General features: G+C 55.5%; 12 protein-coding genes and 4 tRNA genes. 7 read left to right on the plus strand and 9 right to left on the minus strand.

Translation table 11 applies throughout. The annotated features are described in order from the left end of the window. Positions 1-383: 383 nt before the first annotated feature. The 6 genes from aalo17_RS09405 to aalo17_RS09430 form a co-directional block, all read right to left on the minus strand. Positions 384-1,670 carry a hemolysin family protein gene (locus aalo17_RS09405; protein ID WP_067558683.1) on the minus strand — a complete coding sequence of 429 codons (1,287 nt, stop codon included), beginning with the start codon at positions 1,668-1,670 and terminating at the stop codon, positions 384-386. Continuing rightward, a complete protein-coding gene (locus tag aalo17_RS09410) occupies positions 1,658-2,659 on the minus strand; it encodes a DMT family transporter (protein ID WP_082743348.1) in 1,002 nt (333 codons plus the stop codon). Before aalo17_RS09410 ends, aalo17_RS09405 begins: the two co-directional genes overlap by 13 nt. Further along, on the minus strand, positions 2,656-4,410 hold the full coding sequence (locus aalo17_RS09415) for an ABC-F family ATP-binding cassette domain-containing protein (protein WP_067560218.1): 1,755 nt from the start codon (positions 4,408-4,410) through the stop codon (positions 2,656-2,658). The genes aalo17_RS09410 and aalo17_RS09415 overlap by 4 nt, the downstream gene beginning before the upstream one ends. 89 nt (positions 4,411-4,499) lie before the next feature. Then, on the minus strand, positions 4,500-5,450 hold the full coding sequence (locus aalo17_RS09420) for a DNA-directed RNA polymerase subunit alpha (protein WP_067558686.1): 951 nt from the start codon (positions 5,448-5,450) through the stop codon (positions 4,500-4,502). Between the two features lie 57 nt (positions 5,451-5,507). After that, a complete protein-coding gene (gene infA / locus aalo17_RS09425; protein WP_067558689.1) occupies positions 5,508-5,726 on the minus strand; it encodes a translation initiation factor IF-1 in 219 nt (72 codons plus the stop codon). A 155-nt stretch (positions 5,727-5,881) separates the two neighbouring features. Further along, the gene (locus aalo17_RS09430) at positions 5,882-6,847 is read right to left on the minus strand and encodes a rod shape-determining protein (RefSeq protein ID WP_067558691.1); all 966 of its coding nucleotides are present in this window, start codon (positions 6,845-6,847) and stop codon (positions 5,882-5,884) included. A 60-nt stretch (positions 6,848-6,907) separates the two neighbouring features. Between aalo17_RS09430 and aalo17_RS09435 the strand changes: the two genes are divergently transcribed. The 7 genes from aalo17_RS09435 to aalo17_RS13340 all read left to right on the plus strand — a co-directional run bounded on the left by aalo17_RS09435 (position 6,908) and on the right by aalo17_RS13340 (position 8,832). Next, on the plus strand, positions 6,908-7,330 hold the full coding sequence (locus aalo17_RS09435; RefSeq protein WP_067558696.1) for a hypothetical protein: 423 nt from the start codon (positions 6,908-6,910) through the stop codon (positions 7,328-7,330). Between the two features lie 137 nt (positions 7,331-7,467). Continuing rightward, positions 7,468-7,543 (plus strand) — tRNA-Val (locus tag aalo17_RS09440). A gap of 7 nt (positions 7,544-7,550) precedes the next feature. Then, positions 7,551-7,634 (plus strand) — tRNA-Tyr (locus aalo17_RS09445). Positions 7,635-7,647: 13 nt separating this feature from the next. Further along, positions 7,648-7,723, plus strand: a tRNA-Gln gene (locus aalo17_RS09450). 12 nt (positions 7,724-7,735) lie between these two features. Then, positions 7,736-7,809 (plus strand) — tRNA-Gly (locus tag aalo17_RS09455). Positions 7,810-8,301: 492 nt separating this feature from the next. Continuing rightward, positions 8,302-8,664 (plus strand): transposase, encoded by a 363-nt coding sequence (locus aalo17_RS12660; protein WP_145907637.1) that lies wholly within the window; start codon positions 8,302-8,304, stop codon positions 8,662-8,664. A gap of 12 nt (positions 8,665-8,676) precedes the next feature. Continuing rightward, on the plus strand, positions 8,677-8,832 hold the full coding sequence (locus aalo17_RS13340; protein WP_369522114.1) for a transposase: 156 nt from the start codon (positions 8,677-8,679) through the stop codon (positions 8,830-8,832). Between the two features lie 179 nt (positions 8,833-9,011). Here aalo17_RS13340 and aalo17_RS09465 read toward each other — a convergent pair whose 3' ends face one another. From aalo17_RS09465 to licT, 3 genes are all read right to left on the minus strand, one after another. Continuing rightward, positions 9,012-10,442: a 6-phospho-beta-glucosidase gene (locus tag aalo17_RS09465; protein WP_067558705.1), complete on the minus strand. Its 1,431-nt coding sequence runs from the start codon at positions 10,440-10,442 to the stop codon at positions 9,012-9,014. A 54-nt stretch (positions 10,443-10,496) separates the two neighbouring features. Then, on the minus strand, positions 10,497-12,383 hold the full coding sequence (locus aalo17_RS09470; protein WP_067560220.1) for a beta-glucoside-specific PTS transporter subunit IIABC: 1,887 nt from the start codon (positions 12,381-12,383) through the stop codon (positions 10,497-10,499). 74 nt (positions 12,384-12,457) lie between these two features. Then, on the minus strand, positions 12,458-13,315 hold the full coding sequence (gene licT, locus aalo17_RS09475; RefSeq protein ID WP_067558707.1) for a BglG family transcription antiterminator LicT: 858 nt from the start codon (positions 13,313-13,315) through the stop codon (positions 12,458-12,460). Positions 13,316-13,527: the final 212 nt, after the last annotated feature.

Genomic DNA, 13,527 nt, shown 5'->3' on the forward strand with positions numbered 1-13,527 from the left:
GCTGTCCAGGAACAGGCAGCCAGACAGGAAACGACAATCGAAAAACCCACAGAAAAAAACCGGCAGCTTCCGGCAGACGAAGGGGTCATTCCCGGCACCGGAAGCACAAAGGCCGGCCCGCAGCTGCACAGAATCCGGAAACCGGACAGGCGGCAGAGACAAAGAAACACCACTTCCCGAAAAAGCATCACGGAAAGCACAGCACCGGACAGAAGAAACAGAACAAGTCCGGCCAGTCCGGTGAGGCAGCCAAAGACTGACAGCAAGCGCGTGATCCGCCCCTCCATCCAGAGGGGTTTTCTTCTGCAGCGATACAGACAGGGTGCGAAACGGCAAAAAGACCGCTGTCGGTTGACAGCGGGCCTTCGTCCCTTTTCCCGGCTTCAGGCGGAAACCGCCGGATTGTCTGTATGCACCCGGATCAGCTCTCCCTGTTCCAGCACGTGGTCCTTCACGGTCTCCACACGCAATGTATACCTGCCTTCATCCAGTTTCACTTCATCTCCCGGCCGCAGCACGTGGCCGGTTTTTTCCGTAATCAGCCCCGTCACTGTATCTGCGTCACAGCCCGTCCGGATCCCCGTGATGTCCTCCAGGTCTGACAGGGCCACATTCCCGGAAATCTGCCAGCGGTTGAAATCCCCGGTGACCACCGGGATATCGTCATCTGCCTCCATGACTCCGACGATGGCTTCCGCCAGATCCTGCAGAGTCACGACCCCTTCGATCCCGCCATACTCATCCAGCACCACCGCCAGCTTGCAGTGGGCCTGTTTCATCAGCGCCAGGGCATTGTCGGCCTTCACGGTTTCCGGCACAAAGAGCGCCGGTTTGAGGGAGGCCATGACCATCTGCCGGTCAGGGGCCTTCATACGGAAGAAGTCCTTCGTATCCAGCACCCCCAGAATCTCTTCGTCTTCTCCCCGCACAGGATAGAGCGAATGGCGGGTTTCATGGATGATCTTCTCCCATTCCTCCAGGGAGTCATCCTGTTCCAGGAAATCCACATCCACGCGATGGGTGCACAGTTCCCGCAGCGTAAGGTCATTGAAGTCGAAGACATTGGCAATCAGCTGTTTTTCCTGCGGCGCGATCCGCCCGCTGTCCACCATCAGCAGGATTTCCTCTTCGCCTGCCTGTTCCTGCTCCTCGTTGGGGTCAATGCCCATGAGCCGCAGCACGGCATTGGTGCTGACAGACAGCAGCCACACCAGGGGCCGGAAGACAACGGAGATCCCCTGCAGGAATCCGGACATGGACAGGGACAGCGATTCGCTTTTGCGCATGGCCAGGCGCTTGGGAACCAGTTCGCCGAAGATCAGCGTGAAATAGGACAGGATCAGTGTGATCACAATGACTGATATGGAAGAAAGCACATCCCTGGGAAGGCCAACGCCCAGGCCCGTGAGCCAGTCCGTCAGCGATCCGGCGAAATTGTCCGCAGCAAAGGCACTGCCAAGGAAACCCGAGAGGGTGATTGCCACCTGAATAGTGGACAGAAATGTCTCGGGATGTTTCAGGAATGTCGCGATCCGTCCTGCGCTCTTGTTTCCTTCCTCTGACAGCTTTTCCATTTTCCGTTCGTTGACGGACAGCACCGCTATTTCCGCGCAGGCAAAGACCGCGTTCAGGGCGATCAGAACCACCTGTACGAGAATCAGGATCCACATGTTTGATTTTCACTCCTTTTGTCCGGGGTCTCCGGACGGTTCACAAGCCAGACGCCAATGGCCACCAGGGCCATGGCAGCCAGGGTGGACGGCGCAAAGGCCTGTCCGGTTTCATGCAGCAGGGCAGCACTCCAGAACACACCAGCCACGGGGATGATGCAGTTGAAGATTCCGACTCTGGACAGGGGGTATTCCTTCAGCAGCAGGCCCCAGAGGGTGTAGGCTGCGGCGCTGACGAAGGCCAGATACAGCACCACGGCCCAGCCCGCTGCACTGGCCCCCGGCATGGAGCCGCCCATGGCCAGTCCAGACAGCATCAGGGCCAGTCCGCCGCAGGCAAACTGCCAGCCTGAGAGCAGCACTGCATCATGGGTCCTGGTGAATTTCTTGATGAACGCCGCGCTGATGGCCGAGAACACCTGACTGGTCAGGATCAGCCCCTCTCCCATCAGGCTTCCACCGGCCTGTGTCAGGGCGGAAGCATTCATCACCAGGATGCCCGCAAACCCGGTCAGACAGCCGAGGGCTTTGTTTGCGGTCATTTTCTCATACCGGAACACATAGACCGCCATGAGAAGACTAATGAATGCACCGGTACCGGTAATGACGGCACTGTCCACGCCGCTGGCTTGTGAAACACCCAGATAATACAGGAAGTACTGCCCGAATGTCTGGAAAAATGCCAGCGTCAGAACCGGGGTCATCACGGCTTTCCCGGCAGTCAGGAGTTTTCCCTGCAGCAGACTGCCGGCCAGGATCACCAGGAGGCCGGCAAGCAGAAACCGGACTCCCGCAAACACCAGGATGTCACCGGTCTGTGAGATGGAAAACAGGTCGTATCCCCACTTGATGAACGGCGCCGCCGATCCCCACAGCAGGGTGCAGAACACAGCAGTCACTGTCAGGGGCAGCGGCCTGGCCGGTACAGACAGCTTCTGTGGTATTCCCGGGCCGGTGGATGCAGGCGGATGACCGTGTCCTGCGCTCATTCCCGCCCCTCCTGTTTCTCTTCCAGCTCCAGCCACCGGCTTTCCGCCTGCGCGAGTTCATTCTCCAGGACATCCCGCTTTTCCGTGAGCACCTGCAGCTCTTCGAACGCCATCGGGCTGCCCATCTGTTCATTGAGACTGTCTATGGCTGCCTGCAGCTCTTCCATCTGCTGCGGCAGGGCTGCCAGCTCCTTTTTCTCCATGTACGTCAGTCCCTGTTTCGTCAAGCGGGGACGCTGCTCCGATCGCCGGTTATGCTCCTGTTTCCGCTCTTCCTTTTCCTCTTTTTCCCGTTCCCGATATTCGGTATAGCCACCCATATACTGGCGCAGGGTACCATCAGGCTGAAACACAAATACCGAATCACAGACCCGGTCCATGAAATACCGGTCGTGGGAGACCGTCAACACGATTCCCGGAAACCCGTCCAGATAGTCCTCCAGAATGTCCAGTGTCACCAGATCCAGGTCATTGGTGGGCTCATCCAGGAACAGCACATTGGGGGCCTCCATGAGCACCTTGAGCAGATACACCCGCCGGCGTTCTCCTCCCGACAGGCGTCCCAGAGGCAGGTGCTGCATGGAGCGGGGAATCAGGAATTTTTCCAGCATCTGGGCTGCGGTGAACTCCTGCCCGCCCCAGGGAATGGTCTGCGCTGTTTTCTCGATATAGGAAATCACTGTCTGGGACAGGTCCTCTGTCAGCTCTCCCTGCCCGAACCAGCCGGTCTTCACCGTTTCTCCGGTCTCCACAAAACCTTTCACGGGCTTCAGCCGCCCGGCGAGCACCTTGAACAGCGTGGATTTGCCGCAGCCGTTGGGGCCGATGAATCCCAGGCGTTCCTGTTTCTTCATCTGATAAGACACATCGTGAAACAGCTCCGGTCCATCCGGCCAGGCGAAGGCAAGATCCTGCCACGCCAGGCTTTTCTTTCCCAGGCGGCTGGCCATGGGCACGAGCTTCAGACTGCGTTCCTGTACCTTCGTCCGCTGTTTCCGCAGCTCCTCAAAGCGGTCAAGCCGGGACCGGGATTTGGTGCTTCTTGCCTGAACCCCGGCCCTCACCCACTCCAGTTCCTGTTTGTAAAGCCTGTCCAGCTTGTGTGCCGCCAGCTGTTTTGCTTCCTGCCGGGCGGCCTTGTTCTCCAGATAGGATTCGTATCCGCCGTCATGACAGTACAGCCTGCCTTCATCGAGTTCCAGGACCTGGTTCACCGTCCGGTCGAGAAACCAGCGGTCATGAGTGACCATGAGAACCGCCTGGTTTTCCTTCCGCAGGCGGTTCTCCAGCCACTCGATCATCTCTGCATCCAGATGGTTGGTGGGCTCATCGAGCAGCAGGAGTTGACAGCGGGTAATCAGGGCTTTGGCCAGGGCCAGCCGCTTTCGCTGTCCGCCAGAGAGCTGACGGATGGGCTGGTCCTTGAGTCCAAGGCGCGAGAGGATGGAAGATATCTCGAATTCTTCAATGGCCTCCGGCTGCGCTGCCGCGTGGGCCTTCATCTCCTCCAGGACAGTTTCCCGGGAAAATACCGGGTCCTGCGGCAGATAGTGCATGGTCAGTCCCTTCATGCGCTCGATCTGGCCATCGCAGCTCTCTGTTCCTGCAAGAACCTGCAGCAGCGTGGATTTGCCGCAGCCGTTTGCACCCACCAGGCCGATCCGGTCATTCTGGTCGATCGTGAGATCAATGTGATCCAGGACATTGCGGTCTGTCCAGCGCTTGGTGATGTCTCTGGCAGTCAGATACATGGTATTCCTTTCTCCGGCTTGCACCGGGTCATGTCCTGCATTGCAGGGTATGACGTGAAAAAAGCCGGAACGGATCCGGCTTGTCTGCATTAATCGTAAGATTTGAACGACAGTCCGAGCTGCGTCATCTTGTCCTTGACTTCCTTCAGGGACTTCTTGCCGAGGTTCTTGACGTGCATCATTTCGTCTTCGGTTTTCTGCGTCAGTTCTTCCACTGTCTGAATGCCGGCGCGCTTCAGGCAGTTGTAGGACCGTACGGACAGGTCCAGGTCCTCAATCATCTGCGTGGCGGGCTTTGCGTTTTCTTCAGCCTGGGGAAGCTGAACAGTGAAGCATTCTTCCAGCTTCAGATCTGCCAGGGGCACGATCTGGTCAAGGGCGGACATGAGGATGCCGGCTGCTTCGCTGACCGCGTGCAGCGGCGTGATGGCTCCGTCGGTGGTCACATTGATGTGCACCTTGTCGTATTTGATGTCCTGTCCAAGACGGGCGGGTTCGGAAAGGTATTCTGCCTGCCGGATGGGTGTGAACATTGTGTCAATGGCCTGTACATCTTCGGGCAGATGCCAGTTTTTCCGGTTGTCCGATTCGCTTTTGTAGCCGGTGCCTCTGGCTGCGTACAGATCCATGTTCAGATCGGCTCCCTTTTCCAGGGTGCAGATGATCTGGTCCGGATCCGACACTTCCACTTCCTCCGGGCAGATGATGTCCGCGGCGGTGATGATGGCCGGGCCTTTTTTGTGCACCTGCAGCTGCACTGCTTCATCCACGTCGCCTGTCAGCATAAGTGCCTTCAGGTTCAGGATCAGCGCGGTTGTGTCCTCCAGCAGGCCGCTGATGGTGGTGTCACCGGGTTCCATGCCTTCGATCTGGAAGCCGACGATGCCGGTTCCCGGAAGGTTGGAACGCATGGTCCGGCAGATGGCATTTCCGATTGTGGTGCCGAATCCCCTTTCCAGGGGTTCAAACAGAAAAACTGCCTTATCGAGACGGTCTTCCTGGGATTCTTTGTGAAAGGTCGCGCGTTCGAATTCCTGCATGGTTCTCCTTCTTCCTAAAATTTCTTTCCGTTCACGGAAATCATATCAGCTGTATGCTTATTTGCGGCGGAAGGTGATTCGGCCGCGTGTGAGGTCATAGGGAGAAATTTCCACTGTCACTCTGTCACCGGGCAGAATGCGGATGTGATGCATGCGGATTTTGCCGGATACATGGGCAAGGATTTCGTGTCCGTTTTCCAGTTTTACCTTGAAAGCAGCGTTGGGCAGTGTATCGACAACGACACCGTCCAGTTCGATCATGTCCTGTTTAGCCATGAATGTATATTCGCCTCCTTGATGATGTGATGTGCCTGAATTCAGTCAACGGGCCGGCACCTGGCCGGTTCCATAGTCATAAATAGCCAACTATTACAGTATCAAATGTGCAAACCGAAAACAAGCGGATGCCCTTCCGCTTTGAAAAAAACCGGTTATTCCATGCGTGTCAGAAGAATGGACAGACCATCGGTCACGGTCATGGTCGGATCTTCTGTCACATAGACCGGGCAGTTGAGCACACTTTGCAGGTAATTCGACAGCCCTGCCAGCTTCATGGTCCCGCCGCAGCTCACAATGCCGCGCATGCGGACATCATCCTGCTGATGTGGGTCCAGATCCTGCAGAAACCGGGCGATCCACAAAGCCCATTCCTCGCACAGGGGACCCAGTGCCTGGGCCACGTCGTTTTCTGTGATGATCTCCCGCCGGGCTGTGCGGTCGGTGGTGGAAACCCCGGTGATTTCCATCTGCCTGGGATTGGGCCTGGGGACCACGGATCCGAGGCTTCGGCAGATGCGCTCCAGCGTCATCTGGGAGACAGCCATCCGGCGGTTGTCATGCAGCCAGCGGCGGATGGCGTTTTTCACACGCAGACCGGCATCTGCAGACTTGTCCTGTTTCTGGATCACGCCTCTGGAGAATACAGCAATGTCGCAGCTGCGCTCCCCCATGTTCAGGACACAGCTGGAAACAGGCAGGCTCACGTCCAGGCCCGCCCCAATGGCGGAGACCCAGATTTCCTGGTCCGAATACACCTTCCAGGCGCCCATCTGCAGCAGCTGCTCCTTGAGCTGCTCCACATCCCGGCTGTCGAGCCCGGAGGGATACGACAGAACCAGAACGGTTTTCTGAAACATTCTGAACAGCTTCAGCTGGTAAAACAGCTGGTCAAACAGTTTTCCCAGCAGCTCAAAATCCAGCCGGCCATCCTGCATTGGAGACAGTACGCGAACCTGCGGATCCGCGACCCCCTTCATCTCCAGTGCCTCGTTGCCATAGGCCAGGCAGTTCCCCTTTTCGTCAATTGCGATCATGCTGGCTTCGTCTAACACCACACCGTCGTCTTCTGTGACCACGCGGATGCTGCCGGCACCAAGATCGATCCCTGCTTTGATCATAGGAGCTCCTCTCGTGCTACAATCATACCATATGGACATTCCAGGAAAGAGGTGGAACCCATGAAGCTCGACAACCCCATGACCGGCCTGGAGCTCACAGCCGTCCTTCCTTCCCTGCGAACGGAGCGGGGACAGCGCTATCACGACCTGCTTCTGCAGTGGAAACCGTCCTTTGCGGCCATTGATGTTCCCCTGGATATCGTCACAGAGGATGCGGGAGATCTCATGATGCAGGATCCGGAGGTTCTGTATATGGAAGACCGGACCGTGATGGAAAAGCTGGGCGGGCTGCAGAGAAAGAACGTGTTCGGGAAAGAGACCACCACCGTACGCGCATCTCTGTACCTCGTGCTGGATACAGAAGTGGCTGCCCGGGCCGGGCGAATCAACGAGAGTTCCCTGGTGCGGCTCTGGAGGAAGGCGTTTGACATCCAGACGCGTGCTGCCGGCCGGCTCATGGCAGAACAGCTGCCTGATCTTTGACGGGACTGCCCGCCGGACCTTTCGGGACGTTATGGAAATTTTCTGGCTGATTTCTCAAAAAAATGTTTGACGGATGGTCTGGTCCGTTGTATTCTTTAGAGGCGTCAAGCGATGCACAACAAATCAAATCTGAATCTGGAGGTTTAGCTCAGTTGGGAGAGCGTCTGTCTTACAAACAGAGGGTCAGCGGTTCGAGCCCGTTAACCTCCACCATTTTTCTGGAGAGATAGCGAAGTGGCTAAACGCGGCTGACTGTAACTCAGTTCCTTCGGGTTCGGCAGTTCGAATCTGCCTCTCTCCACCATTTTTTTATTTATTGGGGTATAGCCAAGCGGTAAGGCACAGGACTTTGACTCCTGCATTCCACTGGTTCGAATCCAGTTGCCCCAGCCAATCGCTGATCGCGCAGGTGTAGTTCAATGGTAGAACTTCAGCCTTCCAAGCTGACTACGTGAGTTCGATTCTCATCACCTGCTCCATTCGAACATATCGCCACGGCTGACTGCCGCGGCTTTTTTAGTACCTTATTATGATACTGGTCGGATTATTCTGGCCGGTGATGGCTGTGTGTCACAAACCGGCCCCGGACGCAAACCCGCCAGCCCTTCAAGCACTCATCGACGACCGCGCTCTGACTGTATATACGCAAAAGGGGCTGTAACAGTTGAACCTGGACAGCTATCCTAAATAAAAACACAAAGGGCAGGAAAGCTTATCAGCTGACCTGCCCTTTGCTGTATGAATTGTTTGTGCTAAAAAACATACAACCGAATTATATCCATTATCCGTTCGGCGTACAAGAATCACTCGCGCTGGATGTACCAGTTCGAATCCAATCTGATGACCCTGTTCACTCTTTCCCGGAAGCGATAGAAAGGATCAATCTTGCCAAATACTTCGCTCCGGTCAGATCGAACAATTCCAGCTCTCACGATCGTGTGATGCTGCCCCGGGTCATCCTTTTCTCATACATGACATCCAGAAAGAACATCTCCCTCAGGGAGCTGGAATCCCTGTGCCGTACAGACTGTCGGTTTCTTTACCTGTCCAACTATGAAATACTCAGCCATCAGGCTTTCAAAAGGGTCCTGGATCAGTATGAAGGGGACAATATATCGAGGACACGTGGAGGGAATCACCATATCAGTCAAATATATGCGGAAAAAGGCCACCGTGAAGGATGTGAAAGCCTGGGACAGTGCTGCCGCTTTGGCAGATACAGAAGAGTCGGAAAGAATGTGGTGATGGAAGAGCTGCAGGGAAAAGCAGATGAAAACCTGGAATCCGAAGAAGGAAAAAGGCTCTGCAGGCAACGGTCAATACAGGTGGAGTGAGCATTCGGGATCCTGAAGCAGGACCGGGGAATGACCAGGTTCAGAAGAAGAGGGCTGAAAGGTGTCAAGATGGAATTTCTTCTGAACTGTCTGGGTCTGAATCTTTATAAATATCATCTGTTCTGGCTTAAACAGAGGGCAAATGGCCTTATAGGCAAGCTAAACTGACGAGGAAAACAGGCATTTTTTAAAGTTATCCCCCAAGTTGTTTTTATAATGCCCAAAAAGAAAGTCTGGAGATGACCAATGGAATCTCCAGACATTTTTTTCAGTTCACAACAAGAAAAAGGGACTGTAATCAGTCTCAGCCTATAAAACAGGCCTTACTGTTACAACCCCTTTTGCGTTTATTCGTTTGTCAGGTCTTCGCCGTTGGTGGCAATGACCTTTTTGTACCAGTCAAAGGACTTCTTCTTCAACCGCTTCAGCGTTCCATGACCCTGGTCGTCCCGGTCCACATAGATGAAGCCATACCGCTTTGACATTTCTCCCGTAGAGGCGCTCACCAGGTCAATGCAGCCCCAGGCTGTATATCCAAGCAGAGGGATCCCGTCCAGCTCCACCGCATCCTTCATCGCCTGCAGATGCCGCTGCAGATATTCGATCCGGTAATCATCCTGAACACGGCCGTCTGCATCGGGGACATCCTTCGCACCCAGACCGTTTTCCACGATGAACAGCGGCTTCTGGTATCTGTCATACAGGGAATTCATTGTCGTCCGCAGACCCAGGGGATCAATGGCCCAGCCCCAGTCGCTGGCCTTGAGATAGGGATTCTTCACGCCCTTGAAGGCATTCCCCACCTGTTCTCCCGCATCGGGTCTTGTGGAAACACAGCGGCTTGTGTAATAGGAGAAACTGATGAAATCCACCGGGTTGTCCTTCAGCAGCGCTTCCTGCTCCGGCGTCATCCCGAGATCCAGGCCCATGCGCTCAAACAGTTTTTTGGCGTAAGCCGGGTATTCTCCCCTCGCCTGGACATCGATGAACATCAGGTTCTCCCGCTCCTTCTGCTGTGCCAGGAACACATCCTCCGGCATCGGAGAATAGGGGTAGAACTCTCCGGCCGCCACCATGCAGCCGATCATGTTCTCGGGATTGACCTCATGACCGATCTTCACCGCCCAGGCGCTGGCCAGCAGTTCATTGTGGGCAGCCAGGTATTTTGCCTTTTCCCGGTCTTCACCCTCTTCAAACTCCAGCCCGGCTCCCATGAAGGGCAAATGCAGGATCATGTTGATTTCATTGAACGTCAGCCACCACTTCACATACGGCCTGAACCGGGTGAAGAGCACCTGACAGAGCCGTTTGTAGAATTCGATCAGCTTTGGATTCTTCCACCCGCCATATTCTGTGATCAGGTACATCGGGCAGTCAAAGTGGGTGATTGTCACCAGAGGCTCGATGTTGTGTTTCTTCAGTTCCCGGAAAACATCCTCGTAGAACCGCAGACCCTCTTCGTTCGGCTCTTCTTCATCTCCCTTTGGGAAGATCCGGCTCCAGGCAATCGACATCCGGAACACCTTGAATCCCATTTCGGCAAACAGGGCAATGTCCTCCTTGTAATGATGATAGAAATCCACGGCTTCCAGACCGGGATAAAAATGGGAATCATCCAGGGAATGAACTCCGGCTGTGCCGCTCATCACCTTCCGGCGATCCGGTCCCCAGGGCGTCACATCCACATTGGCCAGGCCCCGGCCGCATTCGTTCCATCCCCCTTCGTACTGGTTGGCAGCCGTTGCACCGCCCCAGAGAAAATCCTTCGGCAGACTCATCGTTTCCTCACTTTCCTTGTCAGCAACACGCTTTTGCATCCGCAGACCGGTCATTCAGCGAAAGGCGCGGGCAGCCGGCTGTCCCGCCTCGATCTGCCCGGGTGCATTGCACACAATATCCGCAAATTCGCTGGTGTTGGTCACCAGAACCGGTGTGATCACATCGTACCCGGCTTTTCCCACCGCATCCAGGTCCACCTTCAGCAGCGGTGTTCCGGGTTTCACCTTGTCCCCGGCCTTCACCAGGGCATGGTAGTGTTCACCATTCAGGTTCACCGTATCCAGCCCCACGTGGATCAGCACTTCGGCTCCGTCAGCGGAACGAAGTCCAATGGCATGTTCGGTATTGAACACCATCACGACCTCCCCCTCGACGGGAGACACAAACGTTCCGTCAGCCGGGCGGATCGCAAAGCCTTTACCCAGGATCTCCTGGGCGAAGGTCGGATCATTCACCTCTGAAAGGGGGACCAGCGTGCCGGAGACAGGTGCCAGGATCTGCACACTGGCATTCTCCAGACAGGAAGCCGCTTCTTTTTCCTTCTTCGTTTCCTCACCCGCAGCCGCCTTCAGGCCTTCGTCCTCATCATGAAACAGGAACCAGGTCACGGCGAAGGAGACCACGAAGGCAATGACTGCGCCGATGCAGGCATTGCTCAGGTCATAGAAGCCGCGCTCGCCAATGTAGCCGGGCAGTGTCATCAATCCGGGGGAGCCTCCGGCGTAGTTGCGGACTCCCATCAGTCCCACAAACAGACCCCCGGCTCCGCCGCCGACACAGGCGGCGATCAGCGGTGTCTTGTACCGCATGTTCACACCATACAGCGCCGGTTCGGTGATTCCGCAGACCGCGGTGATTCCCGCAGACCAGCCCAGTTCCCGGACTTTCTCTTTCTTTGTCTTCAGTGCCACCGCAAAGGAGGACGCACCCTGGGCTATGTTGGAACACAGATTGGCCGGATACACAATGGTGTCAAATCCGGTGGTCATGCGGTTGTTGATGCCAATGGGAATGATTCCATAATGGGTCCCGGTCATGACCATCAGCGGGAAGAAGGCGCCGAGAATCAGCGGAACCAGCCAGCCGGCATAGGTGTTCAGGGCATTGATGCCGTCTGCGATCCAGGTGGCAACGATATACCCCACAGGTCCCAGGACCAGCAGACCCAGCAGGCCGGCCACCAGCGCAGTGATCAGCGGCTTTGTGAAGAACTTGATGGCCTTCGGGGAGATCCGGTCAGCCACAGGCTCGATGTAGCTCTGAGCCAGGACGATCAGGATCGCCGGAATGACCGAACTGGAGTAGGATGCCGCATATACCGGCAGGCCCAGAAAGGAAACCCCTTCACCGGTTTCCTTGGCAGCGGTCACCATGGCAATGAAGTTCGGGTGCAGCAGCATGCCGCCCAGCAGCATCGCAATATAGGGATTGCAGCCGAATTTCTTCGCCGCGGAATTTGCCAGCAGCACCGGCAGGAAATAGAATGCGGCATCGGCCATGAAATTCAGGACCTGATAAGTGGAATCCGCGGCTGTCAGCCAGCCAAAGGCCGTGCAGAGGGCCAGGACAGCCTTGAGCATACCTGCAGCGGTGATGGCCGGAAGAACAGGTGTGAAAATACCGGTGATGGTGTCGATCAGACGGCTGCCCCATCCCTTTTTTTCGCCATTCTGTGCCCTGGCGCCGCCTTCATCCAGCTTGCAGATGGCCATGATGGGTTTGTATACATGATTGACGTCATTGCCGATGATGACCTGATACTGACCGCCGCTCTGGACGACCCCCAGAACACCCGGTGTTTCCTTCAGCTTTTCCGTCTGCGCCTTTCCTTCATCCCGGAGGTTGAAGCGCAGTCTTGTGGCGCAGTGTGTCAGACCGGAGACATTGTCCCTGCCTCCGACCAGAGACAGGATTTCCTGTCCAAGTTCTGTGTAGTTCATCGCATTTCCTTTCTTTGTTTCAAGTTTGACAGGAGCATAAAGGGGGCGTGCCCGCCTGTTCCTGTGCATGTTCATCAGTCCCGGCTCTGTCTGTACAGCTCAATCAGCCGGTTGATGTGGATGGTCAGATACACCATCTCGTCGTTGTTCAGCGTTTTTCCATATTCCTTCCGGACCAGATCCGCCACTTTAAGGGCGCACAGATACGCTTTTTTGTACTGTGACTTGATCATCTGGTACAGACCGGGGTCCGTTTCCAGGGCTGTGGATGTCTGTTCGGAAAACAGCCGCCTGGAGAAATACTTCAGGTGTGTCACAAACCGCTCATACTGGAGAGAATTCCTGTCCAGCTGAATCTGGCAGTCATACTCCACCAGCGAGAGGACCTTACGGATCAGCCGCATCATTTCATTGGTTTCCGACATGGAATTGATCTGGCTGGCCACACTGATGAAGTGCAGCGCAATGAACCCCGCTTCATCACGGGGCAAGGTCGACCCGGTATGTTTGCGGATGATGTCCAGAGCTTTCATGCCGATTTCGTATTCATGTGGATAAAACGAACGGATCTCCGACAGCAGGGCATTGGACAGATCCAGTCCCTTCCCGTGTCTTTCCAGGGCGAAGGCAATGTGATCGGCCAGATTGACCATGAGTCCGTCGCTGAGTTCAGTATGAAGACTCAGCTTTCCATAGGCCACGATGTCGTTGAAAGCCTGCAGGACCTCCAGGGGAACCCTGGCCAGAATGGTCTCCATGGCGTCCTGATCCTGTCTGGAATCCAGACGGTACACCTTTTCTATGCGGTCTTCGTCAATGGGATCACCGGGTTTCTTTTTGAACCCCAGGCCGCATCCCATCACGAGGAATTCCCTGTTTCTGGTGTCTCTGGATCGTACCAGGTTGTTGTTGATGACTTTCTCGACATTCATTTCCTTCACTCCTTTCCGTGAACTCTCACGGATCTGCACGAAAAAAGGCTACACCCCGACACACGCAAAAATCCCTTTGAATACTTCGTTCATGGATTTGCTGTGTGCACGCAAGGTATAGCCTGATCCTTCTCAGTAACAATCCGTTCGTACGCAACTATTAAAACCAACACCTGCGGTTGTGTCAACACCTCAGCCGGACATAAAACCGC

Source organism: Faecalibaculum rodentium (genome assembly GCF_001564455.1).
GTDB lineage: Bacteria > Bacillota_I > Bacilli_A > Erysipelotrichales > Erysipelotrichaceae > Faecalibaculum > Faecalibaculum rodentium.

Excerpts from the sequence above, each read along its gene's own strand:
- aalo17_RS09405 (WP_067558683.1), bottom strand. The coding sequence starts at position 1,670 with ATGTGGATCCTGATTCTCGTACAGGTGGTTCTGATCGCCCTGAACGCG.
- aalo17_RS09410 (WP_082743348.1), bottom strand. The coding sequence starts at position 2,659 with ATGAGCGCAGGACACGGTCATCCGCCTGCATCCACCGGCCCGGGAATA.
- aalo17_RS09415 (WP_067560218.1), bottom strand. The coding sequence starts at position 4,410 with ATGTATCTGACTGCCAGAGACATCACCAAGCGCTGGACAGACCGCAAT.
- aalo17_RS09420 (WP_067558686.1), bottom strand. The coding sequence starts at position 5,450 with ATGCAGGAATTCGAACGCGCGACCTTTCACAAAGAATCCCAGGAAGAC.
- infA (WP_067558689.1), bottom strand. The coding sequence starts at position 5,726 with ATGGCTAAACAGGACATGATCGAACTGGACGGTGTCGTTGTCGATACA.
- aalo17_RS09430 (WP_067558691.1), bottom strand. The coding sequence starts at position 6,847 with ATGATCAAAGCAGGGATCGATCTTGGTGCCGGCAGCATCCGCGTGGTC.
- aalo17_RS09435 (WP_067558696.1), top strand. The coding sequence starts at position 6,908 with ATGAAGCTCGACAACCCCATGACCGGCCTGGAGCTCACAGCCGTCCTT.
- aalo17_RS12660 (WP_145907637.1), top strand. The coding sequence starts at position 8,302 with ATGACATCCAGAAAGAACATCTCCCTCAGGGAGCTGGAATCCCTGTGC.
- aalo17_RS09465 (WP_067558705.1), bottom strand. The coding sequence starts at position 10,442 with ATGAGTCTGCCGAAGGATTTTCTCTGGGGCGGTGCAACGGCTGCCAAC.
- aalo17_RS09470 (WP_067560220.1), bottom strand. The coding sequence starts at position 12,383 with ATGAACTACACAGAACTTGGACAGGAAATCCTGTCTCTGGTCGGAGGC.
- licT (WP_067558707.1), bottom strand. The coding sequence starts at position 13,315 with ATGAATGTCGAGAAAGTCATCAACAACAACCTGGTACGATCCAGAGAC.